This window comes from Ralstonia edaphi (assembly GCF_958350185.1).
Taxonomy (GTDB): Bacteria; Pseudomonadota; Gammaproteobacteria; order Burkholderiales; family Burkholderiaceae; genus Ralstonia; species Ralstonia edaphi.
Window position 1 is genome coordinate 84293 of sequence record NZ_CATWHI010000009.1, and the last position, 26022, is coordinate 110314.

Sequence of the window (26022 nt, forward strand, 5' to 3'; positions counted from 1 at the left end):
GCTGCATCCGAGACGGGCAGCTTGAGCGTTCAATCTCCGTCCACGCGCGCTGCCGACACCTTGCTAAGCCATTGAGGAGCCCGGCGAGCCGTTGCTGCCGACACGCCCAGCGACGGCGGTGCTACCAGTTTGCATGGCCAGGTAGCGACCGGGCCGATGGTTCAACGCAATGCTCAGGTTCAGCGCCACCGCCCCCACCAGCGACGCCGCCAGCGCCATCGGGCTGACCACGACCAGCGAGGCCAACACGATGCCCACATCCACCACCATCTGCAGCTTGCCGGCGCGAATGCCGTACTTGTCCTGCAGATACAGCGCGACGATGTTGACGCCACCCAGGCTGGCCTGGTGCCGGAACAGGACGATGAAGCCCACGCCCATCAACGTGCCGCCAATGACGCCCGCATACAGCGGATTGAGCGACCCCAGCTGTACGAAATGCGCGTGCACCTCGCTCAGCCACGACACCAGCGCCACTGCACAGAACGTCTTGAGCGTGAAGCGCCATCCCATGTGCCGCACCGCCAAGTAATAGAACGGCAGATTGATGGTGAAGAACACCACGCCAAAGGGCAGCGATGTGGCGTAGTGGATCAGAAAGGCCACGCCGGCCGTCCCGCCTGACAGCAGACCGCCCTGCTTGAACAGCGTGATGCCGAGCGACACGAACAGCGTGCCGGTAACGATGGCAAGCACATCCTCAAGCAGGCTATGCCGGGTGACACCGGGGACATTGTCGGGGGCATTCATGGGGGGCTCCTTACGGACACCGTGGGACACGGCGCCGACTATGCCGCCGGTACGGCCATCGGTTCTTTGATCCAAGCCAACCGTGCGCGAATCAGATCCTCACCAGATACACGCGTTGTGCGCGCGCCGCAGCCGCCCGGTGTTGTCCTTCAGGCGCAGGCCCAGATGACGATGTGGCGCGAAGCTCTCAAAACCATGGGAGCCGCAGCCTCATGGGGACCCATCAGCCGCCCCCCCCCCAGAGAAAGCGCAACGCCACAACCACGCGCACAACCAGGAAACCGCCACTGAATCCCGTAGTCCGCGGTGGGCGGCGGCCCGTCTCGCGCGCTTTTCTACGAATTTTCCGAATAGGCGTGCTTGGCAGGCGCGGCAATCATGGGCGAGTGCTCGTAGTCTGCCCAGGAGAATCGTTATGCTCAGAGCCATCGACGGCGGTGGTGGCGTCCCGACGCCCCCCAAGCCCATCCAGCCACCGCCGCCGCCCAGCGCGCGCGATGTGTCTGATGCCGAGACGGCCCTGAAGAATGCGCTCCAGGGCAAGGCTCCCGACGATACGGCGGCGCTGAAGGCTGCCATCGAGAAAATCCAGCAGACGCAGCCCGCGGTCAGCCGAGAGGCGCTTGCGCGGGCTGCCATCCTGCTGCAGGCCGCGCACAACGGCCCGGCACGCACCACGGCGCAACCCAAGGTCGACGCGCTTGAGCAGGCCGCCAGCCAGGTCGGCCTCACGCACGTGTTCGACAACACCACGCTGGACAGCGCCACGCAGTCGCTGTCCGACAAGCCGCTCGCCACCGACCAGGCGCCGCCCACGCAAGCCGTGACGCTGCAGGACGCGCGGGCCGCCATTCAGGCGGGGCTCGACGGCGGCATGACCGAGGCCGAAGCCGTCAACGCAGCGCGTGCCCAGCTTGGCGGCAGCGAGCAGAACGAGACGCTACTGGGCGAAGCCGCCCTGACCATCGCAGCCGAAAAAGCCGTGGCAGACGGCAAGGTCCCGGCCGATGCCGACCCCATTGCGAATGCCGCCAAGCAGGAGGTCTGGCTCGGCATTTTCTCCAAGCCCACCATCGACAACGTGGTGAAGACGCTGCACGTCGAGCTCAAGCCGGCCGCCAACCTGGACGACACCGTCAAGGCCACCCAGACCGCCTTCGAGACCTGGCAGAAGGACAAGGCCGCCAATGCCGACGCCGCCACGCTGGCGCGCGACAAGCAGGCGTACCACACCGCCCTTTCCGATGAACTGAACGCCGCGGCCGGCCAGCCCGACAGCCAGTGGCGTGCCGATCCGCTGCAGACCGAGCGGCGCCTGCTTGCCGAGCGCCTTGTCGCGCAACGCAACAGCGCCACAAGTGGCGCGCAAGGTACGCAAAGCGTGCCGTCGACGGCCGACGTGCTGAACGACCTGCACGCCGCCGAGATCGTCGACGCTGCCCAGGCCGCGCGCGCGTCGGGCGGCGCAGACGGCAACCTCAAGGCTGCACAGACGCTCACCCAGCAGCTGCGCGGCGTGGCCAGCACCGACCCGCTGTATGCAAGCGTCATGGGCGACGCACGCACGCAGGACCTCCAGTCGGGCGCGCTGCAGGACATCACCCACGCCAGCGGCAAGAACCCGCACGACACGCTGGTGGCCGAAGGCAACGCGCTATCGCGCTACAAGGACACGGTGCTGTACAAGGACCTGGTCCCCGCGGTGCTGAACGCCGGCATCACGCATGACAACATCACCAAGGTAGGCACGCCCGGCGACCTGCGCGACATCGCGGCGCTGCTGGAAGACGTGCAGCGCGCCTCGCCGGAACTGGCGCAGGCGCTCTACACGCAAAACCTGCAGGGCAAGATCGACAGCAAGATCAAGGCGGGCGACCCCGAGGTCTACGCCCCCAGCATGCAGACGCTGGACAAGCGCGACGACTACTACGGCCCCATCAGCCGCATCGTCAACGCGCTGGGCGGCCCGAAGAGCGACGGCGCAGCGCACGTCATGGGCAGTCTGCGGGCCTTCCTCTCCAACGCACAGGCCGATCAGGACCGCTACAAGGAAAACGGCTACACACCGCCCAACACACCGTTCGACACGCTGGGGCTGGCCAAGGCCAACAATGCGTCGATGGCGCCGTACCAAGCGATCATCGATGAAGACCCGAACGGTGCGCTGTCGAAAACGCTGCAGAAGCACACCGGCCTGAAGCCGTCGCCGCCCCCGGTGCAGACCGGGCCGGACGATGCGGCCCACCTGTCCAAGGCCCAGGCGGCGCTGAACAAGGCGCTGGGCGGCGGCACGGCCGACGCGGCCGGCCTGCAGAAGGCGCTCGATGCCGCGCGCAACGACAAGGACTACGCCGACATCAGCAACCGGACATGGGCCCAGGCAGCGGTGCTGGCACGTGCCCAGGCCGTGACCGTGGCGCGGCAGCAGGACAAGACCGGCGACAAGTCAGGCGACAAGGCCGCGCAGCCCCCCAGCGACCCCATCGACCAGGCCACCAAGGATGTCGACGGCGCCCAGTTGTTTACCGAACAGGACCTGCAGGACGGCGTGAACGCCCTGCGCAAGGGCACCCTGGCGGCAACGCCCGATGCCAAGACGCCCGACACCCAGCGCGACGGCGCCCAGCCCGACACCACCGCCCATCTGGGCCAGCTCGTGGCCAGCGGCATGACACTGCCCGAGGCGATTGCGGCCACGCGAGCCTGGCTCGGCGGCAACGAACAGAACGAGGCGATGCTGACGCAATCCGCATTGACGGTGGCCGCGCAGCAGCATCTGGAGGACTACTACCAGGACCCGACCAAGGACCCCGTCGAGGCCGGAGCCAAGGACCTCGCCAAGCTGAACGTGCTGGACCCGGACGTGCTGCGCGTGACGGCCGGCATCATGAAGCAGGACATCAAGCCCGACCAGAAGGCGCTCGACGGCGCGGTAAAGCAGGCCCGCACCGATTACGCGGCGTGGCAGGACGCTAAGGCCAAGTCTGACAAGGCGCCCGACAACGCCGACCTCAAAGCCGCCGCCGCACGCGCCCTGCAGTCGTATCACAACGACCTGGACCAGGCGCTGAACGTCGCCGCCGGCCGCAAGCCCGAAGACGGCGATTGGCAGCTCAACCCCGACAACGTCGACACCCTCTGGAAAGCGCAGAACGCCGTCACCATGGCCGGCATCGCGCCCGAGATGGAAGCGGCGCGCGGCACCGGCAAGGACTCGCCCGAGTTCAAGCAACTGCTGACGAGCTTCCAGCAATGGCAGACGGGGCTTGGCGCACAACAGGTGCTGCACATCACCGCGCATGCCCTGCAAACCAACGGCGGCCCAGGCAAGGGCGACGCGGCGGCGGCCAAGCGGCTCACCGGCCTGCTCGCGGGCATGCAATCCGGTGACCCGCTGTTCGACCAGGTCATGGGAGACGCGAGCATCTCGGGCCTGCAGCAGCGCGCGCTGCAATCGATCCTCGACCATGCGCCGATGATGTGCACGGCCGCCAACGACGGCAAGGATTCGCCCCAGGGCCGGCTTACCGCCATGGGCACGTCGCTGGATGTCTACAAGGGCACGATCTTCTACGCGCAACTGCTGGACGACACGATCCAGGCCCCGCAAACCCAGTCGCTGTTTCAGCAGAGCGGCGCGCAGGTCTTCGGCAAGGACAAGTCAGACCAGGCCAACGCCGCAGCCGACCAGATGAACGGCGTCGCGCCGGACCTGGCCGCTGCGCTGTACCACAGCCAGTTCCAGGGCAAGCTGGACGTGACCGACCTGAAAGCCATGTCGCGCATCTACGCGGCCGCGGGCGGTGCACGCAACCAGGACATGACCGACCTGCGCAAGCAGATCGAAGGCCTGATGCTCAAGCCCATCGACAAGGGCGGGCTGGGCACCGAATCGGTCGATTCGCGGCTGAACACGACGTACTTCGTCGGCGGCGGTGGCATGGCCGTGGTCACCGGGCAGGATTTCGGGCTGGAGGATGTGAAGGACGACAACGTCCCGATGCAGCTCACGCAGGACATCCTCGGCGACAACATCGGCGACGAGGTCAGCAAGGAGATCCGGCGCGAGACCGGCTACAAGGATTCCCCCAAGCCGCCGGCGCCGGTCGGCACCGCTCCCAATGCGCCCAACGCGAGTCCACGGCTGCAGAACGACCTGAAGTGGACGCCCGACACCGCAGGCGTGAGCTCAGGCAGCACCGCCGGTGTCACGGCCAGCGGCAACACCGTCGGGCTGCCCTGGCAGGACGGCATGCACACCGTCACCAGCCAGGCCCAGGTGTACAACGCCGTGGGCCAGGCATACGGGCTGGACCCGACTTACACGGCGCGCTCTCTGGACGAGCAGCAGGCCATGGCCGACGGCCAGTTCGCTGAGTACAGCGGCAACGAAGTCGTCTACGACCACAAGGGCCACAAGACCACGCTGGCCCAGGTGGCCAGCCAGCTCATGCACGGCGAAGGCGTGAACACGCCCAGCGGCGCCACGCCCGTGGCGCTCACCTCGCTGTCGATGCAGTGGTGGGACAACCGCGAGGCCAAGGGCGACGCCAAGCGCCTGGCCATCATGGAGGGCATCGGCACCGACGGGCGCTATATCGACGTGGGCCCGGCCGATACCACCGTGCGTAACGGCTATGGCGACTGGGAATCGCACAGCGGGCTGGATCGCGGCCTGCTCATCGCCCAGCCGCACTGGGTGGTCGATGCCAACGGCAACCTGATGACCGACGACGGTTACTGGAAGAGCTACAAGCCCGACGACCACTGGTACAACTGGGAGCACCTGAAGACCGACCTGGAGATCGGCCTGACGGTGGCGGCCGGCATCATCACCACCGTCGTGCAGCCCGAGACCGCTGCGCTGTGGGCCATAGTGCTGTCGAACCTGGCCGATGCGTATTTTGCGGTGACGGCCGTGGCAGGCGCGGCGCACTCGATCAATGCGCTCTCCACCGCCAAGGGTCGTGAAGACCCGTGGAACTGGGTGGGCCTTGGGGCCAACGTGCTGGGCGGCGCGGCCGGCGTCGGTGGGCTCGTCAACCGCACGGCCGTGGCCGCAGCGCGCGTGGGCGCCTACAACGCTGATCTCATGGAGGCGATCAACGCGGTGCGCATCACGCGCGGCGCCAGCGCGGAAGACGCCGCGCGCATCAGCCTGCTCAATGACAACCGCTGGGCGCTGCGCCCGTTCCAGAACAACCTCACCAATGCCGTGCTCAGCCATGCGCTGTATGGATCCCCTGCGGCAACCGCCAACGCGGCGCAACGGCTGAATGCCGTGTTTGGCGTCACGCGCAACCCGGGTGTCGTCGCCGATCTCACGCTGGGCACGACGCGCCTGCAGCGGCTGAACGATGCCATCCCGCTGCTCAACCGGGCGGACGTGCTCGCCCGGCTGCCCGCGCGCCTGCGCCGGCTGGTGGGGCTGCAGTTCCTGGGCGGCGGCGCCCTCGCCTATCGGTTGATGGGCACCGGCGCGCTCAACACCAACCTCGCGGCCATGCTGCACCAGGGGCAATCGCTGGCGACATCGAACGGCCAGGCCACGGGCGAAGACTGGGTGCAGTTCTTCACCTCGGCCGGGCTCATGGGCGCCGGCATGGGCGTGGCGCGCCAGCATGGCGCATCGCAGCGGCACGCCTACGAGGCCGCGATGGCCGACCTGGCCGCATCGGGCGTGCGCATGCCGGGCGTGGCGCCCGCCCCGGGCAGCACGCCGGCGCAACGCGTGCTGCCCGAGCTGGGGCCGCGTGGCGCCGAATCGGCACTCGAGTCGCAGCAGGCGCTGCTGGCCCGCGTGCAGGCAGAAGGGGCAGACGCAGCCCACGGTGCGTTGAGCAACAAGGACGTGTACCGCCTGTACGCCCGCACGGGCGGCGTCACGGGGCCGGAAGACACCATGCCGGGCGAGTTCTATTTCCCGCGCCTGATCGCCCTGGCAGAGCAGCGCCCCGAAGGGGCCTACACCGTGTCGCAAGCCGACGGCGCCTTCGTTGACAGCACGATGCCGACGGAAGGCCGCGCGCGCACCACGTTCTATCACTTCATGCGCGAGGACGGTCTCGTCGACCCCGACGCCGTCACCGAGCGCGTGTACGTCAACGCAAAGACGCCGCATGTGCTCGACGTGCTCGACTTCCTGGTGCGCGACGTGGTGGACCAGCCCGGCCGCTTCCCCGGTGTCTATGCAGCCAAGGCGGCCGGCCCCGACGCTGCCGGCCCGCGCGCCGACAACATCGTCGTGTATGCCACCGATCGCGCTGCCGTGGACCGCGTTGTGGAGGCGCTGCGGCATTACCAGCAGCAGCATCCGGAGCACTTCCACGACACCGTGCCGTCGATGACCGAGGCACAGCTGCGCGGCGTGTCCACCGCGGCGGAACCGACCCCCGCGATGGTTGACCGGCTGCTCAGCGCCATCGACAGGTTTGCCGCCGGCAACACGCAGTTTGGCGCCTCCGACATCGGCCGCACGCCGGGCGCGGAACAGAGCTTTGGCAGCATCCGCGCCTACGCGATCTCCTTGGCCCAGCACGACACCGTGCTGGCGCAGCAGGCCGCCGCCCAATACGGCCTACCGTTTGACTACAGCGCCGCGCTGCAGAAAGCCACCGGCCGGCGCTTTGCCGAGATCGGCATCGACCCCACCAACCCGGCGCGCAACCTCGGCGGTCCGGTGGCGCGCCCGGCCGGCGCCCCAGATTACAGCGGCACCGGCACGCAATACCGCCCGCAGGATGCCACCTACCAGACCACGCCGGCCGACCGCGTGACGATGTCGTTTGGCGGCGCACCGCTGCCGCCCAGCGCCCGCGCGCTGATTGGCGCCTCCGACACGCTCACGCGCCAATTGCGCCTGCTGCACGACGCCGGCTGGACGGTGCGCCTCGGACACCGCAACCAGGGCTCGGCGATGGATGCCGCGCGCAAGACCATCACGCTCGACGCCAACGCCGCCGACGCTGGATCGCTCGTCTACACGCTGAGCCATGAGGCCGACCACGCTGTGAAGGCGGAGCTCGATCTGCAGGGCCTGCAACGCCACAGCGAGGACAGCTTCGTGCAGACGTTGCTCGCCGGCGAGGCCAGTGCCCAGGGCAACGCATTCAACGTACGCGACGAAATACTGGCCGCAACCGGTGTGGACATCGGCGCCCGCGCGCAGATGCCGCAGCCGCTGGAACAGGCCTATGCGCAGTGGGATGCCAACAACCCCGAGGCCCACTTGCGCCTGGCGCAGACCATGGGCAGCCTGCGGCCGTCCACCGCGCCGGACCAGACCTACGCGCAGTACTACGCCTCGCGCTGGAACGGCGCGGCGCCGGGCACACCGCACATGCCGGCTCCGGCGTCGGCAGCGGCGTCGAACGCCCAGAAAGCCGCCGCACAGGCCGCCGAATGGCTCGACGTGAAAGACCTGCGCACGCTGCGGCATGTGCCGGGCGCCGAGGTGCCCAAGCTGCGTGTGCTGGCCGGCAAGGCTGGCAGCAATACGGTCTTGATCGCGCTCAAAGGCAGCACCCAGCCAGACGGCACGCCCGTCATCGTCGCGACCACGCAGCTGCGCGACGACGGCACCTTCGCGCCGCCCCAGGCCGTGGCCGGCAGCAAGGTCCCCAAGATCATCAAGCGCGCCGTGCGCGGCGACAACTCTGCGATGCACACCGCACGCAAGGGCGTCGATTTCTACATCAGCCCCGTGTCGTACGAGCGGTTGCAGGCCCTGGGCGGTCCATCGCGCATCAATGGCGATGACGGTTCGCACGTGCTGTCACCGGCGGCCGACAAGATCGACGCCAAGGTCGTGGCCGACATCCAGCAGCTTGGGCACGCCAAGCGCTACAAGAGCGTGAAAGACGCCACCGAAGCCGCGAAGGACAGCGACATCATCTACGTGATCGACAAGAAAGGCGGTGCCCCGAAGGGCCATGCCAAGCGCGGCACCGACGGCACATGGACATACCACGTCGATGCGCCGATGGACGGCGCCACCGTGCCCGAACGCAGCCTCGAAGCCGCCTTTGCCAAGCAGCAGACGCACGGCGCACGCACGCTGCGCAGCGCGCCGCGCGGCGTACGTTTCGTGGTCAGCTCGGTGCAGCCCGAGACGGTGAAGGAACTGGGCGGCTTCCTCAAGCCGCGCACGCTCTGGAAACGGTCCGAATACGGCATGCCGGCCTTCAAGCCCGGCGAAGTCGCACAGGCCACCACCACACTGAACCGGCAGGCCAACGGCGGCTTCCTGCGCGGGCGGGCCGCCCAGCTTCTGCAATGGCGGCAGCGCAAGCTGGAAGAACCCGTCACCACCGGCACGCCGCTCGAAGCGTCGGCTCTGGGCTACGCCAAAGTGCGCATGCTGCCCGACACCAAAGTCCCCGCGCTCGACTACAGCGGACCGAACATCGTCCACCTGCGCGACCTGGTCAAGCAAGGCTGGCTCGAAGCCGGCACGCACTACATCTACGTCTACAAGACAGCCGACAACGCAGGCCAGTTGGGCCGCCATACGCCAATCGGCCGCCTGGAGCCCGAGGGCAACGCTCTCACCTGGTATGGCACCTGGAACAAGGCCGCCGCGCAGCAGAACGGCACCCCGGCCAAGGAGCTGGCCATCGGTCACGACAGCTTTGGCGCGGACACCCACTTCCTGCTCACGCGCCTGCCCCCGGATCAATTCGAGGCATGGCAGCGCAGCGGCACCGAACTGAAGATCGGCGTGTACCAGCCGGTGCTTTCCAGCACCACCACGGTGGCGCTGCCGCCCGACGCGCCCAAGCTGGGCAACCTCACCCGCCCGCTGGACGAGGTCGAACTGCTGGCCGGAAAGAAGACCGATCCCTATGCCAGCAATGTGGAATTCAAACCGGTCAAGGACCGCGCGCCCGAGGTCGTGATGGCCGATGCGCAGCTCTGGCGCAAGATCAAGCTCAAGCTGCGCGTGGCCCGCGATGTGGCCGCCAACACCGTGTCGCGCCGCGTGCCCTTTGCGGGCAAACGCATCGCACAGCGGTACTCGGCAGCGGCCACAGGTGACCGGCACATGGTCAACACATTCCTGCGTTCGGAATTCCCTCTCCAGGCACGGTTAGCGCCGATGGGCCGGGCATATCGCCTGCGCGACGACCCCGCCAAGGCGCTTGCGTTCATCAAGAAAACGGGCGGCGCCATGCCGGTGATTTCGCTCGTGGTCGACCCGTATTCGCTGCGTGCCGCTGTCGGCAAGCGCCAGGACCCGAGCTTCGTGCGCGCCGCCAAGCAGATCGACGTGAACAACGCGACGATCGACCATGCCAACGCGCAGATCAAGTCCGGCAGCGGCGCCGACCAGAAGAAGCTGTTCCTCGACGATCTGCACCAGTCGCATCTCGACAAATGGCTCGACCTGTCGTCGCAGACCGGCGTGGTCATCCGCCTGGAGTTCGCGCCGTCGCGGCCGCTGATCGGCACCAACAACCACTTCACCGCACGCACCAATGACGCGTATGACAACCACGTGCGGCTGTTCTCGATGCTGGAGAAGTGGGGCGCCACCCACGCCGATGCGCCGGCGCCCCACGTGATGGTCAGCTTCCATGGCTGGGATACGGTGCTCGAGCCGGTGCCGGGCGGCGGCAACGCCAAGCTCGTCGAACAGGTGCTGGAACGGCCCACGCTGCCCTGGGTGCACATGGGCGTGTCGTACGCCACCAATGGTGCCGATGCCATCGCCAACGAACGGCTGAACACCGCCGTCGCCGACATGGTGCTGCGCTTCGAGCAGGACGGCGCGCCCACCCAGAGCCGGCTGCATGGCGACGATGCCCTCACGCGTGTGTTCGAGCGCCCGTCCAAGAGCCAGTACGACGCGCAGAACCAGGTGCTGCTGGCCGAGATCGCGCGGCTTGGCAGGCAGAAGTACAACCTCTCGGACAGCCAGGTCAACGCGATCGTCGACCGCGTCTTCAACGGCAACACGACCGCACTCGTCAATCGTGCCCGCGCCACCGAGATCGCCTTTGCCAAACCGCTGTGGGACGCCAAGGGGCGCCTGAGTCCGAAGGAGGAACTCGCCAGTCAGTTTGCCAAGCAATGGACGGACGAGATGGGCGTGGCTGCGCGCCCCGCGGGCGCCAAGGCGCTGCCGGCGTCGGCCCGAAACCCGGCCACACCGCTGCCCACCTGGAGGCAGATGGTGGAAAACGAGAAGGCCCTGTCGGTGGACGCGTCCGGCGAGCCGCAGAGCGCGGGGCGTGTCCAGACCACGCAGACCGCGCGCAAGGTCTTGCTCAAGCCGGAACAGGCATCGGCGGAACTCAATGCGCTGGGCGTGGAAGGCGCCAAGCCCAAGCTCGGCACGCGTGCGCGCGAAGTGATGACCGTGGGTGCCTCCGTGGCAGGGGGTGCCGGTGCGGTGCTGATCGGCATACCGGGCACCGGGGCCAACACGGTTTCGCTGGCGAGCAACCCCTCCATGCTGCTGCTGCGGGTCGGACGCTCGGCGCAGGTGCTGCATCAGGCGACGATGGCGACCATCGAGCGGGCCGATCCGCGCGTCTTCAGTGAAGCCACGCAGACGATGGTCGACCGGCTCGTCAAGGCACTGCCGGACCACACGTCGGAAAAGACCGTGCCGGCCGACTTGGCCGACATCGAGACGCGCCTGCGCACGTTCGTGGCCGAAGCCAACTGGAGCGTGCACAACATCTACCAGCGCCTGGGCAATCGGGAAATCACGCGCACGCAGGCCACCGAGGCTACGCAGGCCGTGTCGGCCGACCTGGTCAAGCAGATCCAGGCCATCTTCAGCGGCACCGGGCTGCAGCAGGTGCACCTGGGCCACCCGCGCACCAAGCTCGGCTATTGGGGCCGGCAGATCGCCATCGGGGGTTACAGCATGGGCCTCGCCTCGTATGCGCATGCGATGGCGACCAAGGCGTGGACGCTGGCGCACGATTCGGCCATTTGGTACGTACTGCCTACGGGCGGCACAGTGGCGTCGATCGCGTATACCACCGGCGTGCTGCTCGGACGCGGGCGCAACATCGACATCGAGCAGCGCAGCCGCACGGTGCGCGGGCTCGATATCTCGGCAGATACGCTCGCCGCCACCGGCGGCATGCTGCTCGGCGCCGCGCAGATGATGGGCGGCGACTACATCAAGGGCGTGCCGATGCTGCTGTCGTCGGGCGCGCTCGGCCTCTCGCGCTTCAGCTCGCACTTCCCGAATGCGTCGGAGTTTGTGAGCAAGCACAAGATCGCCATCGCCCTGCTGCCGCTCTCGGCGTATGCATTCAACCTGATCAAGCCGCTGTTCATGCAGGACGACAAGAACAAGCGCCCGCCCGGCACACCGGCTGTCACGCCGTCGCCGAGTGCATCACCGAGTGCATCGGCATCGCCTTCGGTGTCACCGTCGCCATCGGTCTCGCCGTCGGCGGTGGTGTCGCCGTCCGCATCGCCTTCGTCATCGGCCGGCCCGACTGCGCCCTCGACCAGTCCACCGTCCGGCCAGCCTCCGAGCACACCGGCCACGCCGCAACCTGCCCCCACGCATTCCGAATACGTGGTGCAGCCGGGCGACACGCTCAACGGCATTGCCGACCGGTATCGCACACCGCTGTTGCACGAGGCGCACGTTTCCGATGCGCAGCGCCAGGCCATGTCGGACGAGAAGCAGGTGGAGGCAGCGCTTGCGCAGTTGCTGCAGATCAACCCGCAGTTCGCGCATCGCAATGTCGGGCTCATCCACCCGGACGAGCCGATCGTGATCGTGCCGTGAAATATTTATCGTTGAGGCGTCTGCACGAAATGCTGAGCATCCCGGCACGCACCGCTAGTCCATCATGAGATGGCGCATCAACAGCGTCGGATCTGCGATCTCCAGAATGAGGCGACGCAGCACGCGTTTGCGCATGTGTTCATCGTCCAACACCCACGGAGCGCTGACCTCGCTGAGGTGCCGCGCGAGCGCGTCGCGGTGGTCGGCACCTTCCGGCAAACCCAGGCGCGCAGCCAGCAGGCCGGCAACGACATCATCGATCTCAACGTCGAGGTGCTTCGCGTCAATGGTGAGTTGTAGCTTCATCGTGGCGATCGAACCTGAAAAAGGCGGCACCGCCGCAAAACCGTGCGGCGCCGAAATGCAGTTGCACTGGCCGGCGAACCGGCCAGTCGATGGCAGCGCAACTGCGTGGTTCAGTAGTCCATCTCGGGTGCCGGCATTTGCGCGGGCTTGTCTTCCTTCGGTGCGTCCGCGATGGTCGCATCCGTGGTCAGGATCAGCCCGGCGACAGACGCGGCATTCTGCAGCGCCGTGCGCGTGACCTTGGTCGGGTCGACGACGCCCGCTTCCACGAGGTCGCCGTACTCGCCGGTGGCCGCGTTGTAGCCGTAGTTGCCCTTGCCTTCGGCAACCTTCGCAATCACGACGGAAGGCTCTTCACCCGCGTTGGCGACGATGGCGCGCAGCGGAGCCTCCAGCGCGTGCTGCACGATCCGGATACCGGCATCCTGGTCGCTGTTGGCGCCCTTGAGGTTCAGCACGGCAGAGCGGGCACGCAGCAAGGCCACGCCGCCACCCGGCACGATGCCCTCTTCGACGGCCGCACGGGTGGCGTGCAGCGCATCGTCGACACGGTCCTTCTTCTCTTTCATCTCGACTTCGGTTGCCGCGCCCACCTTGATGACGGCAACGCCGCCGGCAAGCTTCGCCACGCGCTCCTGCAGCTTCTCGCGGTCGTAGTCGCTCGTGGCTTCGTCGATCTGCACGCGGATGGACTTGACGCGGGCGTCGATGCTGGCCTGGTCGCCGGCCCCGTCGATGATGATGGTGTCGTCCTTGCGAACCTCCACACGCTTGGCCCGGCCGAGGTCTTCCAACGTGGCCTTCTGGAGCTGCTTGCCGGTTTCTTCGGAGATGACCGTTGCGCCGGTGAGCACGGCAATGTCTTCGAGCATGGCCTTGCGGCGGTCGCCAAATCCGGGCGCCTTCACGGCGGCGACCTTCAGGATGCCGCGCATCGCATTGACGACGAGGGTGGCCAGCGCTTCGCTCTCCACATCTTCCGCCACGATCAGCAGCGGCTTGCCGGCCTTCGATGCGGCTTCCAGGATCGGCAGGAGGTCGCGGATGTTCGAGATCTTCTTGTCGTGCAGCAGGATCAGCGCGTCGTCCAGATAGGCCGCCTGCTTGTCCGGGTCGTTGATGAAGTACGGGCTGACGTAGCCGCGGTCGAACTGCATCCCTTCGACCACGTCCAGCTCGTTATCGAGCGACTTGCCATCCTCGACCGTAATGACGCCTTCCTTGCCGACCTTCTCCATGGCCTCGGCGATGATCTTGCCGATGGCCTCGTCCGAGTTGGCCGAAATGGAGCCCACCTGGGCGATCTCGCGGTTGGTCGAAATCGGCTTCGACAGATTGCGAAGCTCATCGAGCACGGCGGCCACGGCCTTGTCGATACCGCGCTTGAGGTCCATCGGGTTCATGCCGGCGGCCACATGCTTCATGCCTTCCTGCACGATGGCCTGGGCCAGCACGGTGGCCGTGGTGGTGCCGTCACCGGCAATGTCCGCGGTCTTGGACGCGACCTGCTTGACCATCTGCGCGCCCATGTTTTCGAAGCGGTCCTTCAGTTCGATTTCCTTGGCGACAGACACGCCGTCCTTGGTGATGGTCGGGGCGCCAAAGCTGCGCTCGATGACCACGTTACGGCCCTTGGGCCCGAGCGTCACCTTCACGGCATCGGCAAGAACATTCACGCCCTTGACGATACGGACGCGCGCGCTGTCGTGGAACTTGACGTCTTTTGCACTCATGTTTGTTGCTCCGGATAAGTCGTTGACTCAACACGTCGCGAACAACCGGCCTCCTTGCGTGTCCGGCGGTATCCGGCGGTGTCCGCGAGCGGCTCGAGGCTTCAGGCGGCCTTGGCAACCGCCTCGGCGTGGGTTTCGATGACGCCCATGACGTCTTCTTCACGCATGACGAGCAGTTCCTCGCCATCGACCTTGACGGTCTGCCCGGCGTACTTGCCGAACAGCACCTGGTCACCGACTTTCAATTGGAGTTCGCGCTGCGTGCCGTCCTGAAGCAAGCGGCCCGTGCCGACCGCGATGACTTCACCCTGCTCGGGTTTTTCTGCGGCGGAATCAGGAATCACAATGCCCGAGGCCGTCGTCCGTTGCTGTTCGATTCGCTTGACGATAACCCGGTCGTAGAGGGGACGAATCTTCATTTCCATCTCCTGAGCGATAGATCACCAAAAAAGGGAATCCGACTTGCACGCCGTTCAAGCAGGGCGCCCGGCAGGGCAGGCAAGCCGTGCCAAAGACTTGGCGGAATGCAAAATAGAAGCGCCCCGCCGCGAGTTCAAGAGGCGAAAAAACAGCGACTTTGTAACAAAATGTTTCAAGGCAAAAGGATGCGCCGGACGGCTCCCAGGCGATAGACCGTACGGCCGCGTGCCGGCCGCTGGCGCGGTGTCGGCGGTATCGGCAGCACAGGACACGGCGGTTCCCGTCCGCCATCAGGGCCGAGCGTGTCGTCCGGCTCATCAAGCTGCCGCCACACGCCGCCCTTGACGGGTCGGAACAGCCAGCGCAGGTAGCCTGCATCAGCGGCGAGCTGCATCAGCTCGGCGCGATCGGGCGCGCCGTCGATGAGTGCCTCGTCCGCCGAAGCGCCTTCGTAATCGCCGAATGCCTGACGGCATGCGAGCGCCTCACCTGCGGATGCACCCACCACGTTGCAACCGCGTCGCTCAACACGCTCCAGGTCCCATGCGCCGAGCTGCCAGGCGGCATCGAGCAGCGCCTCGTCAACGGCTTCGACGCAATGCCAGGCGTGCGTCAGTTGAATGGCCGAGCCCGGCACGGAGCGCGGCGGAATGTCGATTCCCGGTAACACGAGCGGACTGGCGCGGCGGAATCCGTGCCAATGCAGGATCGCCACGAGCGGCGTATTCGGTCGGCGGGCCGCCGTCACGGTGACCGCGACCAACGGCAGGCGTACCGCATCCATCTGTTCGTGCACTGCGTTGAAAAGGTCCATGAAACCTCCGAATGACGTATCGAATGGCCTCTTGAAATTTCCGCTTGCCTCCCTATTTTAGGTGTCGTCAAGCAGTCGCGGTTCTCGCGCTGCGTGTTTCGATTTGTTTGTCAGTGGCCCGCCACGGACGGATGAACTGGAGCGCGTAGTTCGGTTCAGTCTCCGAGCGGGCCCCACCAGGAGCCAGCCATGAGCGATCTGTTTTTTGGCACCGATCTGCTGGGCGAGTTCGACCGCCTGCACCGGCAGATGGCCAGTCTCTTTGCGGGCGTGCCCGCCAGCCTGCGCGCAACGCGCATCGGCACCTTTCCTCCCGTCAACATTGGCAGCACCGATGACTCCATCGAGATCGTCGCCTTCGCGCCGGGGCTCGACCCCGCGCAGATCGACGTCTCGATCGACAAGGGGCTGCTGACGATCAGCGGCGAACGCAAGCGCCCGGATTTCGAGATGACCGACGATACGCGCGTGTATGCCGACGAGCGTTTCACCGGCGCGTTCCGGCGCGTGATCGAGCTGCCACAGGACGTCGACCCCGAGAAGGTCAATGCACGGTACGTCAACGGCTGCCTGACGATCAGCGTCGGCAAGTCGGAGGCATCGAAGCCGCGTCAGATCACCGTGCAAGGCTGAGCCACAGCTTGCGCAAGCATGAAGGAGCACATCATGAACGACACCACACAATTGGCGACCCACGCCCAGCCGGGCCATGCCACGGTCGCAAAGCAGCCGGCGGAGCAACCCGCCACATGCCAGACGCATCTGGCACCGCCTGTCGACATCTTTGAAAACCGCCAGGGCATTACCCTGTTTGCCGACCTGCCGGGCGTGCCGCGCGACAAGCTCGATGTGCGCGTGCAGGACGGCACGCTCACGGTCGATGCCGACTTGATGGTGCCGACGCCGCAGGGCCTGCGTCTGCAGCACGGCGAAGTTCGGCACCCGCATTTCTCGCGCACCTTTGTGCTGAGCCCCGACTTTGACGCTTCGCGCATCGATGCGCAGTTGCGCGACGGGGTTCTCAAGCTGACCATCCCACGCCGCGACGAGGCGAAGCCGCGGCGTATCGAAGTCCTCGCCGGCTGAGCGCATCACCGGCCGCTGTTTGCCTTGCAAGCGGGCGCGCCCCTTGCGCGCCTGCATTTGGCACCGTGCCCCCTGGTTACGGTTGTTTGTTACTAGGAGACAAAGATGCTGAGTGCACACGAATTTGCCACGCTGATGTTGGTCAGTCAGTCGCCCGAGCAGGTCGACATGAACCGCGCTGAATTGGACGCATTGCTGGAGCGCCAATTGGTCATGCTCGAACGCTCTGCCGAAGGACACCGCCACCGTGCGCGGCTCACCGATACCGGGCGCTCCGTGCTGCGAGCGTTGAACCGCGTTGACCGCCATGAACGCACGGCAGCCGGATCGACGGCCGTGGAGGACTGATCGACCGATACGCATCTCGCGCGGCTGCCTGCTTGTGTTGTTCGTGCCCCATCGCCCGTGCCCCATCGCCGCTAATGCAACGGCTCCTGAGACAGGTGCACGGCCGATTCCCATCGGGTGACGTGGCACATCTCGCAAGGCTGCGCCGGACGTGCGCGAGCAGCAACCGTGAAGCCGCAGCTCCAGCAAGCAAAATATCCATCTGCACCCAACACATCGAGCAGTGAACGCTCCATGTCCGCCCTGACTGTCAGCCCAGGGCGTTCGTGTTTGCGCCAGACAATGCTGATCGCCCCCGACGCCTCCAGGTACGCACGCCGTAGCTGGCCCAGGTGGCCGACATCGGCAGCGCGCAGGTGGGACGCCAGCATCTCGCGCGACATCTCGCACCGCTTCAGCTCGTCCAGGAGCATCCGGCCGTCTTTCACGAGGATGGTGACATCGCCCTGCTCCAGCACCTCGAAGCGGCGCCAGCGCAGGCCCGCCTTGGCTGTCAGCCGCTGCAAGACCACCACCGCCACGAGCACCACGGCCGCCGGCATCACGCCTTGCGACGGCACCTGGATCGGACCCGCGATCGCCGCGCCCAGCATCAGGACGACGGCCAGTTCCGTAATGCTCAGTTGCGCCGCCATCCGCTTGCCCATCAACCGCATGGACACGAGCAACAGCACATAGACCAGCACCGCGCGCGGCACCACCTCCATGAGGAACGACCACGATGCATCGCCGACCAGCAGGCGCTCGATAAAGTCCATCAGCACTCCACTTCCGTGACGGCATAGGTCCAGTCTCGTGAGCCGCAGCGGTCGCATCGGTGTCCGTGCAGATCTTCCTTCTCGATCGTGTTGCCGCATGCAATACAGGCGGACCAGCCTTGCATGCGACCTTCGGCGCGCAGGGTTTCGTCAATGACAGGGAGGACAGACAACCCCGGGCGCGCGGGCCGGGCAGGAATAAACGAGAAAGAACCCGATGGCTCCATGTAAAGCCGGCTGATCTGGCCGAGGTGCTGCCAGCCCTTGATGCGCATCGCCTGGAAGACCTTCTCGCGCGGCATGCCCGAGCGGGAAAGCTCGGCGTGGTCGAGGCGGCCGTCGGAGGCGAGCAACGTCACATCCGTAGAGAGCAGCGTATCGAAGCGCCGATGCGTGGAGCCAGCGCGCGCGAGTGCACGCTGCAGTACGATCGCCACGGCGGCAATCACAAGCGGCGGCAGGAGTCCGCGCTCTGCAGTCTGGAGCGGCACGCCGATGGCCGCTGCAAGCGTCACCGCAATGGATATTTCGAACAGCGTGTATTGTCCCGCAACGCGTCTGCCGAGCAGGCGCATTGCCACGATGAGCAAGACATACGTCACGCACGTGCGCAGCAGCACTTCGGGCAGGAAGTCGGCGGATGCATCGCCAAAGAAAAAGCGATACCAGTCGACGAGACTCAGAGGGACGTTGGGCATGAGTTGGCACGTGGGCTACAAGGCTGCCGGCTTGCTCGCATTGCGCGTGCCCACGCGGCGCCTACTCGATGGCCCCTCCAAGCCCGAGCCAGCGGGTCAGCCAGTCAACCACCCTCGCGGCAGCGTCTTCGCGATAGGAGGGTCGCCCCGATTCAAAGAAATGATGGCCGCCGCCCGGGTACAGGACCAGCTCGGCCGGGGCCGCGTCACTGCGTGCGAGCGTCGCAAAGAGCTGTTCGGATTGGCCACGCGGGCAGCGTTCGTCGTCCATCCCCTGCAACAGCAGCACCGGTGTCGTGGCGCGCGGGGCATGGTAGATGGGCGACAAGGTGTCGTAGGTGTGCACGGCCTCCCACGGACTGCCGCCCAGCGCATACGGGTCCGCATAGGGGCCGGAGTCAGACGTGCCAAAGTGACTGCGCAGGTCAGCTACAGGAGCCGACACCACCACCGCTTTCAGCCGGTCGGTGGTACACGCTGCCGATGCCGACAGATAGCCGCCATAGGACTTGCCGGCCGCCGCGATGGCGCCGTTGTGCGCGCCCTGCTCATGCAAGGCATCCGCCACGGCCAAGTGCTGCGGAAGATCAAGCTCGCCCCAACGACCACGCAGCCTGTCGCAGAAGGTGCGTCCGAAGCTGCTGGAGCCCACGGCGTTGACAGCCACAATCGTCCAGCCGTGAGACCAGAGAATGTTCCAGTAAGGATGCGAGGCATAGGCCAGCAGCACATAGCTTGCGGGGCCGCCATGAAAGTCCAGCAATAGCGGCCCGGCGGGACACGGTTGGGGTGGGCGGATCACCCAAGCCCAGACGGTGTCTTCCCGGCCTTCATCGGTTTGCACCACAAACGACTCGTAGCGCACGTCGGGGCGGGTTCGCTCGTACCACCACCCATTGGTCGCGCTCACCTGTTGCTCGTGTTCGCCGCTGTGCAGGCATGCATAGAGCTGCTCGGGCTCTGCGATCGATGTCGCGCAAAAGTACAGGCGGTCCTGCGTCATGGCCATCGCAGAGACATGCCGCTGCCCCGCCACCAGCGTCTGGTACGCCCCCGACACAACATCGATACGCGCCACCTCCTGCAGCCCGTTGCGGGCTGCGATTACATAGACCGCGTCCGAGCCTTCGGCCCAGCTCAACGATTTTCCTGAGACGATCTCCAAGTCTTCACCGCCCAACGCGTTGACTTGCGCGCTTTGCAGGTCAACGCGCCAAAGGCGCGTCTGGGAATCGCCAGCGGATTCGCTTCCTGCAAACACGAGGCAACGACCATCTGGGGAGGGCTGCGGGTCCTGCACGATCGCGACCTGCTCCGTCAGTTGCCGCATGTCGCTGCCGTCTTGCCGTACGGCCCAGATGTCGGTGCGATGCGTCAATCTTCCTTCGCGGGTACGCGTGTAATACACCGTCTGCCCGTCTGGGCTCCACGCTGCGTGCCGGACTTCATACCGGCCGTGCGTCACTTGACGGTGTTCGCCGGTCGCCGCCTCCACCACGAACAGGTGCGCTCGGGGGTTCAGCGTAAAGCCGGCGCCATCAAGCTTGTACGGCACTTCGGTAACGACATGGACGCCCTCCGCGCGGCGTTTGCCGCGGGTTGCTTCGGGCGGCGCCACCTCCGTCAGCGCAACCGCCAACAGCGACGCGCCGTCGGGCGACCACATGAAGCTCTGTACGCCATGCGGCAAACGGCTGACCTGCCGCGCCTCTCCGCCCCGTAAGGGCACGCTGTAAATTTGCGGCGCGCCGCCATGCCGATCGGAAAGAAACGCCAGGCTGCCTCCGTCCGGCGCCCATTGCGGGGCCGTCTCCAGTGCTGTCCCGGCGGTCAATTGCCATGGAGTTTCTTCATCGCCCGCGATCCAGATTGCCGAACAGTACGTGTCGCCATGAACGGATTCCACACAGTAGGCAATGCGGTCGGACACCCGGCACGCCGCTACGTCTGTGATGCGCTCATAGCGCGAGATATCGTCGATAGAAAACGGGCGTGTCATGTCGTCCTCGCACAAGAAAAGGCCCCGCCGGCGCGGTAGCGGGGCGGGGCCGGGTCGCGTCAGTACTCGCGCTTATTGTTGGCGGCGCTCACGGTCTTCTTCACGGCGCTCGCGGTCCTCTTCCCGGCGGCTTTCCTGGCGTTCCTCGCTGCGCTCCTCCTGGCGCTCTTCACGGCGGTTCTGTGCCGAGCCACCCTCTTGGCGATCTTCATCGCGGCGGTTTTCCTGGCGCTCATCGCGGCGGGATTCGCTGCGGTTCTCTTCAGTGCGGTTCTGGTTGGTCATTGCTTGCTCCGTTGTTTTGCTCAAGCCCTTCGCCTGCGCCCTCAGCTTTCAGCAACGGTTGTGCCGCGTGGCGGCCAGGCGGAAAGGGCAAGACGTTCAGCCCCCAGGCCCGTTCGTTGCGTTGCCGTTCGCTCCACCCAATCAGGAGCGAACATGACTACGTCTGCCCAGGAGCACCTACTCGACTGGCTGCGCGATGCGCACGCGATGGAACAGCAAGCGGAGCAGATGCTGCGCGCACAATCCGGCCGGCTCGAACACTATCCGGAGCTGAAGGAGCGGATCGATCGCCATATTGAAGAGACGCTGGAGCAGCAGCGTCTTGTCGATTCGTGCATCCGGCGCCTCGGCGGAAGCACCTCCGTCGTGAAAGACATCACCGCCCGTATTGCGGCATTTGGCCAAGGGCTGAGCGGCATGGTGGTCTCGGACGAAGTCGTCAAAGGCTCGATGGCGAGCTACGTCTTCGAGCATATGGAGATCGCCTCCTACACCAGCTTGCGCGCGGCCGCCGAGCATTGCGGCGACGCCGAGACCGTGCGCGTTTGCGACGCCATCCTCCCGCAAGAGCAGGCCATGGCGGCCTGGCTGGCCGAGCATCTCGCGTCCGTCACGACGACGTTCCTGACCCGCGCCGAGACCCCGGGCGCGGAAGCCAAGCGCTGATTTCGCCCTTTCCACGATGCCTCGTCCGGAGATACCAATGACACGTAAGACCCTTGAAGACCTGTTCGTCCACTCGTTGTCCGACATCTACAGCGCAGAGAAGCAACTGGCCAAAGCGCTGGGCAAGCTCGCCCGCACCGCCCAGAACGAAGCGCTTTCGGAGGCATTCCAAAGCCATCTGGAAGAAACACAAGGTCAGATCGAAAGAATCGATCAGATCGTCGAGACTTGCGCCATCAAGCTCAAGCGCATGAAGTGCGCTGCCATGGAGGGCCTGATCGAAGAGGCGAACGAGCTGATCGAAGAGATCCCGAAAGGTCCGGTTCTCGATGCCGGGTTGATCGGCGCTGCCCAGAAGGTGGAGCACTACGAGATCGCCTCGTATGGCACGCTCGCGGCCCTCGCGAAGGAGATCGGCTTCCATGAAGCGGTGCCGCTGATCGTCAGCACATTGGACGAGGAAAAGGCGACGGATGCCAAGCTGACCCGCCTGGCGGAACAGTCCGCCAATCGCGAAGCGAGCGCCGCCTCGTAGGAGCCGCGCCACGCCGGCGTGGATGGTGGGATGGCGGCAAACCGCCAGCCCTCAGGTTGCCCGGCGTGGCGGACCCTTATGTCGGCCCGACAGGATCCTGCCGTTCATGCGTGATCCAGATCAGCGCAGCGGTATCGATTCCCAGGGACCGGGCGCGCGCGGCGATGGCCTCGCGCTGTGCCGCGCCCAGATGTTTATCGCGTGCCAACACCCAGCAGTAACTGCGGTTCGGCCCGACCACGAGGGCCCACCGGTAGTCGGCGTCGAGCGCAGCCACGTGATACCCGCCATAGAACGGCCCGAAGAACGACACCTTCAACGAGCCGGTATGGTCGTCGCCGATGAACACCGCTTTGCCAACCGCCTCGCGCCACTCGCCCTTGGCCGGGTCGAAGCCGCGGTTGACCACGCGGACGCTGCCGTCGGGCCGCGGCTGATACGTGGCGGAAACATCGGTCAAGCCGCGCTCGAACCCGTGATCCAGCCGGGCCAGCTCATACCAGCGGCCCTGGTAGCGCTGTAGGTCGAACGGCGTGACGGCGCTGATGCCTTCGGGTGGACGCGTCGGTGCGCATGCCGCCAGGAATGCCGCGCATGCAACCACCGGGGCCAGCCAGTGCAGGCGTCCACGGACTGTGCGCGCACCGCCGGCATGCTGCGCAACGCCGATCCCCCTCAACGAGCTCAACGCATGCCGCGCGCGCCTCACGAGTCGCGACGCGTGTGTCAACGTATCTGCCATCTGAGTCCTCCCGAATAAATACCGCGCTTGCGCCATAAGACGCCGCGTAGTGCCGCGCGTCAACGCAATGCAGAAGAACACATGACGCCTTTCCGCCAATGAAGACGCTTTGAGTCGACATGCCCACCTACGTCCGGTCAATGCCGCTGTTGTACAGCGGCGCAACTGCTGAACAGGAAATGCATCAAGAAAACTTCGTGCCCGTAGTCCCCGATCCACCGTGCCGTCAGTAGACTCCAACAAGCCGTCTGTTCATCGCTGAATTCACCGGTGCGCGCACCTTGCGATATGCCCGCCAAATGCACTCACGCCGCTCGAACCGCCCTCCTCGTTCTGTGCACGCTCATCAGCGTTGGAGCGTGGGCCGATTGCCGTGACACCGTGCCCGCGCCGCAACTCTCCGGAAAGGGTGCGCTGTGTCTTTTTGGATTCTGCCTCTACGATGCGCAGCTATGGAGCGCCGAACTTCCGCCCAGCTATGACGCGCCTTTTGCACTGGAAGTGACATACCGGCGCGCAGTGGAGCGAAGCCGCCTTATCGAAACCGCCATCGACGAAATCCGGCGGCTCCAGAGCCCCGTCCCGCCCGACGACACGCTCGCGCAATGGCAGCGCGCCATGACGCCCGCCTTCCCCGATGTCAAACCGGGCGACACTTTGTGCGGCGTGTATCTGCCCGGACGCGGTGCGCGCTTCTACGCGAATGGACAACTGACGACCGAGGTGAACGATCCCGCGTTCGCGCGCGCCTTCTTCGATATCTGGCTGGCACCCGGCACGCGCGCGCCGTCCTTGCGCCGACACCTTCTGGGCAAGTCACGTTGATGCGCGCACGGCTAGTTGGCGTCTCCCGGCGACTGGAAGCCCGGTTGCCCGATCTGGCTGGGGAACTGCGGTACGCGCCGGAAACGGGAAATGTCGTAACCCATCGCGTCGAAACGGCTCAGTGCTGCCCGATAGTCGGCGTCGCTCATGTTGGGGTCGCGCGAGAACACCCAGCCGAGGCTTTTGTCCGGATAGCCGAGCAGCGTCACGCGGTATTCGGGGTCAACATACAGCGTCAGCTGCGACACATAGATGGGCCAGAACAACCGCACACGCCATTCGCCGCCGCCACTGCCGTCCACCACCGAATCGACGAACTGCATGCGTTTGAACGGCGCGTCGAAACTGCCGGGCCGATAGACGTAGGCATCGTCGATACGGCCATCGGGCCGCAGCGACCATTCGGCATAGCTGCCGACGTTGCCCCGCTCGCCGAAGTACGGAATGTTGGCGATGACATACCAGCGACCCATGTAGCGCGGCAGGTCGACCGGTACGGTCTTCAGCGGCACAGCCGCCCGCGGGTTGGGATTCGGCGGGGGGCCGGAGCAGGCCGCGCTGGCAAATGCCAGCGTGACGACTGCGAGCCAACGCGCCCAACCTGACAGCGTGAGCCACCGGTGGCCTCTTCGATGCGTTCTCATCGTGCGCTCCTCTATGCAATCGCCGGACAAGCCGGCTGGTTTGTCTGTGTGTTGAGTGCCGCGCGCGACGCCGCGTGGATCGGCATCGTCTTCGTCGCCGGATTGCTCGCGCTGCACCTGCGGCAAGCCCGCCAGCCGCAGCGGGAATTGCGGCTGGTACTGTCGGTCGTGATGCTGGCGGCGCCGTGGGAAACCGTCCTGATACGCGCCGGCCTCATCGCCTATCCGCACGGCACGTTGTGGGCCGGATTCGCACCGCCCTGGCTGCTGGCGCTGTGGGTGCTGTTCGCGATCCAAGTGAATGTCCTCTTTCGTTGGCTGCGCGGCAGATGGTGGCTGGCGATGGCGCTTGGGGCCGTTGCCGGCCCGCTCTCGTTTCGTGCGGGCGCCGCGCTCGGGGCGGCACACATTCCGGAGATGGCTGCCACGCTGGGCGCGCTGGCTGTCGGTTGGGCGATATGGATGCCGCTGCTGGTGCGGATGGGCGAGCACAGCGACGGAACCGGCATCGCGCCCTGACTGCCGCCGCGCGCATTACCGTTTGACGAACCGGTAATGCGCCACGCCCCATTCGTTGCCGTTTGCATAGCCGAACAACGTCGACACCGCCAGGTAGAACATGCGCCAGCGCTGAAACCACACGGCCGCCTGCGCCTTGCCGTAGGTCTGGACGAACACCGGCATCAAACGATCACGGGCCGTGTCCAGGTTGGCGAGCCAATGGTCGGCGGTGCGCGCGTAGTGCGTGCCGCTGACCCACCAATGCCGCGCCATGCGCAGGTCGTCCTGGAACTCCAGCAGCAACGCCTCCGATGGCATCGTGCCGCCGGTGAAGAAGTACTTCGACATCCAGTCGGTGCCGTCCTGCACCTGAAAGTGATACGCCAGCGTGCGGTGCGCAAAGATGTGCACGAACAGCACCGCGTCCGGTCGCATCCACCGCGCGATCTTGCCCAGCAGCAGGCCGTAGTTCTTCATGTGCTCGAACATTTCGATCGAGACAACGCGATCAAAGCGGCCGCCCTTTGGCATCTCGGCAAACTCGAAATCGACGATGTTTCCGGTGTGCACGGTCAGGTTCGTCAGGCCGCGCTCGGCAGCGCGAGCCTCGATCCAGCTGCGCTGGCCCCGCGAATTCGACAACGCCACGATGCGTGCGTTGGGATAGCGCTTGGCCATCCACAGCGACAACGATCCCCAGCCGCAGCCCAAGTCGAGAATGCACTGCCCGTCGGCCAGACTGGCACGCTCGGCGTAGCACGCAAACATTGCCTCTTCGGCCTCGGCCAGCGTTTCGTTCCCGGTCGGGTACAAGGCGCAGGAGTACTTCAACTGCGGCCCCAGATGGGCCTCGAAAAAGGCGGGCGGCAATTCGTAGTGCTGCGTGTTGGCCGCATCTGTCTCAATGGCGATGGGGCTGCTGTGCAGCTCGTCCAGCAGAGCATTGAAACGCCGCGAACGCAGTTCGCCGTCGTTCAGACCTTCGTCTCGCAAGCGTTGGCGCATGAGGGCGCGCATGCCGGCGCGCACCAGCGCATCCGGCAGCCATCCGCGCTCGCAGCACTGGATGAGCCAGCCGTCACTGGCGTCGGCCGCAGCCTGCGGCGGTAGGGTGGGCGTAGACAGTGCAGTCATGTGGGCTCCTTGGATCT

At 66.0% G+C, this 26022-nt stretch carries 20 protein-coding genes; 8 read left to right on the plus strand and 12 right to left on the minus strand.

What is annotated here, in order from left to right:
• Positions 1-63: 63 nt before the first annotated feature.
• The gene (locus R2669_RS23560) at positions 64-750 is read right to left on the minus strand and encodes a YitT family protein (RefSeq protein WP_316902273.1); all 687 of its coding nucleotides are present in this window, start codon (positions 748-750) and stop codon (positions 64-66) included.
• Between the two features lie 415 nt (positions 751-1165).
• Here R2669_RS23560 and R2669_RS23565 point away from each other — a divergent pair, with 415 nt between their 5' ends.
• Positions 1166-12511, plus strand: coding sequence for an LWXIA domain-containing protein (locus tag R2669_RS23565; RefSeq protein WP_316902275.1), 11346 nt, complete (start codon positions 1166-1168; stop codon positions 12509-12511).
• Positions 12512-12565: 54 nt separating this feature from the next.
• Here the strand turns inward: R2669_RS23565 and R2669_RS23570 are convergent, their stop codons facing one another.
• From R2669_RS23570 to R2669_RS23585, 4 genes are all read right to left on the minus strand, one after another.
• A complete protein-coding gene (locus tag R2669_RS23570) occupies positions 12566-12817 on the minus strand; it encodes a hypothetical protein (protein WP_147213955.1) in 252 nt (83 codons plus the stop codon).
• Positions 12818-12927: 110 nt separating this feature from the next.
• Positions 12928-14550, minus strand: a complete 1623-nt coding sequence (gene groL, locus R2669_RS23575) for a chaperonin GroEL (protein WP_147213954.1) — start codon at positions 14548-14550, stop codon at positions 12928-12930.
• A gap of 101 nt (positions 14551-14651) precedes the next feature.
• The gene (locus tag R2669_RS23580) at positions 14652-14969 is read right to left on the minus strand and encodes a co-chaperone GroES (protein ID WP_004628765.1); all 318 of its coding nucleotides are present in this window, start codon (positions 14967-14969) and stop codon (positions 14652-14654) included.
• Positions 14970-15142: 173 nt separating this feature from the next.
• Positions 15143-15784: a diguanylate cyclase gene (locus R2669_RS23585; RefSeq protein WP_316902277.1), complete on the minus strand. Its 642-nt coding sequence runs from the start codon at positions 15782-15784 to the stop codon at positions 15143-15145.
• Between the two features lie 189 nt (positions 15785-15973).
• Here R2669_RS23585 and R2669_RS23590 point away from each other — a divergent pair, with 189 nt between their 5' ends.
• The 3 genes from R2669_RS23590 (at position 15974) to R2669_RS23600 (ending at position 17218) form a co-directional block, all read left to right on the plus strand.
• On the plus strand, positions 15974-16417 hold the full coding sequence (locus tag R2669_RS23590; protein ID WP_147213952.1) for an Hsp20/alpha crystallin family protein: 444 nt from the start codon (positions 15974-15976) through the stop codon (positions 16415-16417).
• A 33-nt stretch (positions 16418-16450) separates the two neighbouring features.
• On the plus strand, positions 16451-16870 hold the full coding sequence (locus tag R2669_RS23595; protein ID WP_316902279.1) for an Hsp20/alpha crystallin family protein: 420 nt from the start codon (positions 16451-16453) through the stop codon (positions 16868-16870).
• A gap of 105 nt (positions 16871-16975) precedes the next feature.
• Positions 16976-17218: a hypothetical protein gene (locus R2669_RS23600; protein WP_316902281.1), complete on the plus strand. Its 243-nt coding sequence runs from the start codon at positions 16976-16978 to the stop codon at positions 17216-17218.
• A 71-nt stretch (positions 17219-17289) separates the two neighbouring features.
• On the opposite strand, the gene R2669_RS23605 is transcribed toward R2669_RS23600, so the two are convergent.
• The 4 genes from R2669_RS23605 to R2669_RS23620 all read right to left on the minus strand — a co-directional run bounded on the left by R2669_RS23605 (position 17290) and on the right by R2669_RS23620 (position 20958).
• Complete coding sequence (locus R2669_RS23605; RefSeq protein WP_316890880.1) at positions 17290-17976, minus strand: DUF421 domain-containing protein; 687 nt, start codon at positions 17974-17976, stop codon at positions 17290-17292.
• Positions 17976-18674 (minus strand): DUF421 domain-containing protein, encoded by a 699-nt coding sequence (locus R2669_RS23610; protein ID WP_316902283.1) that lies wholly within the window; start codon positions 18672-18674, stop codon positions 17976-17978. Before R2669_RS23610 ends, R2669_RS23605 begins: the two co-directional genes overlap by 1 nt.
• Before the next feature lie 61 nt (positions 18675-18735).
• Entirely contained in the window at positions 18736-20673 is a 1938-nt protein-coding gene (locus R2669_RS23615; protein WP_316902285.1) for a S9 family peptidase, read from the minus strand.
• A gap of 72 nt (positions 20674-20745) precedes the next feature.
• Positions 20746-20958 carry a hypothetical protein gene (locus R2669_RS23620; RefSeq protein ID WP_316902287.1) on the minus strand — a complete coding sequence of 71 codons (213 nt, stop codon included), beginning with the start codon at positions 20956-20958 and terminating at the stop codon, positions 20746-20748.
• A 153-nt stretch (positions 20959-21111) separates the two neighbouring features.
• Between R2669_RS23620 and R2669_RS23625 the strand changes: the two genes are divergently transcribed.
• Together R2669_RS23625 and R2669_RS23630 are read left to right on the plus strand one after the other, a co-directional pair.
• The gene (locus R2669_RS23625) at positions 21112-21624 is read left to right on the plus strand and encodes a ferritin-like domain-containing protein (RefSeq protein ID WP_316902288.1); all 513 of its coding nucleotides are present in this window, start codon (positions 21112-21114) and stop codon (positions 21622-21624) included.
• A gap of 37 nt (positions 21625-21661) precedes the next feature.
• Positions 21662-22159, plus strand: a complete 498-nt coding sequence (locus R2669_RS23630) for a YciE/YciF ferroxidase family protein (protein ID WP_147213943.1) — start codon at positions 21662-21664, stop codon at positions 22157-22159.
• A 76-nt stretch (positions 22160-22235) separates the two neighbouring features.
• On the opposite strand, the gene R2669_RS23635 is transcribed toward R2669_RS23630, so the two are convergent.
• Entirely contained in the window at positions 22236-22847 is a 612-nt protein-coding gene (locus R2669_RS23635) for a lipocalin family protein (RefSeq protein ID WP_430708838.1), read from the minus strand.
• A gap of 342 nt (positions 22848-23189) precedes the next feature.
• Here R2669_RS23635 and R2669_RS23640 point away from each other — a divergent pair, with 342 nt between their 5' ends.
• Positions 23190-23726 (plus strand): chalcone isomerase family protein, encoded by a 537-nt coding sequence (locus R2669_RS23640; protein ID WP_428984283.1) that lies wholly within the window; start codon positions 23190-23192, stop codon positions 23724-23726.
• A gap of 11 nt (positions 23727-23737) precedes the next feature.
• On the opposite strand, the gene R2669_RS23645 is transcribed toward R2669_RS23640, so the two are convergent.
• Positions 23738-24370, minus strand: a complete 633-nt coding sequence (locus R2669_RS23645; protein WP_316902290.1) for a lipocalin family protein — start codon at positions 24368-24370, stop codon at positions 23738-23740.
• Here R2669_RS23645 and R2669_RS23650 point away from each other — a divergent pair.
• On the plus strand, positions 24347-24889 hold the full coding sequence (locus tag R2669_RS23650) for a DUF2878 domain-containing protein (RefSeq protein ID WP_316902291.1): 543 nt from the start codon (positions 24347-24349) through the stop codon (positions 24887-24889). The two genes, R2669_RS23645 and R2669_RS23650, sit on opposite strands and share 24 nt — an antisense overlap.
• A 15-nt stretch (positions 24890-24904) precedes the next feature.
• Here the strand turns inward: R2669_RS23650 and R2669_RS23655 are convergent, their stop codons facing one another.
• Positions 24905-26005, minus strand: a complete 1101-nt coding sequence (locus R2669_RS23655; protein ID WP_316902292.1) for an SAM-dependent methyltransferase — start codon at positions 26003-26005, stop codon at positions 24905-24907.
• Positions 26006-26022: the final 17 nt, after the last annotated feature.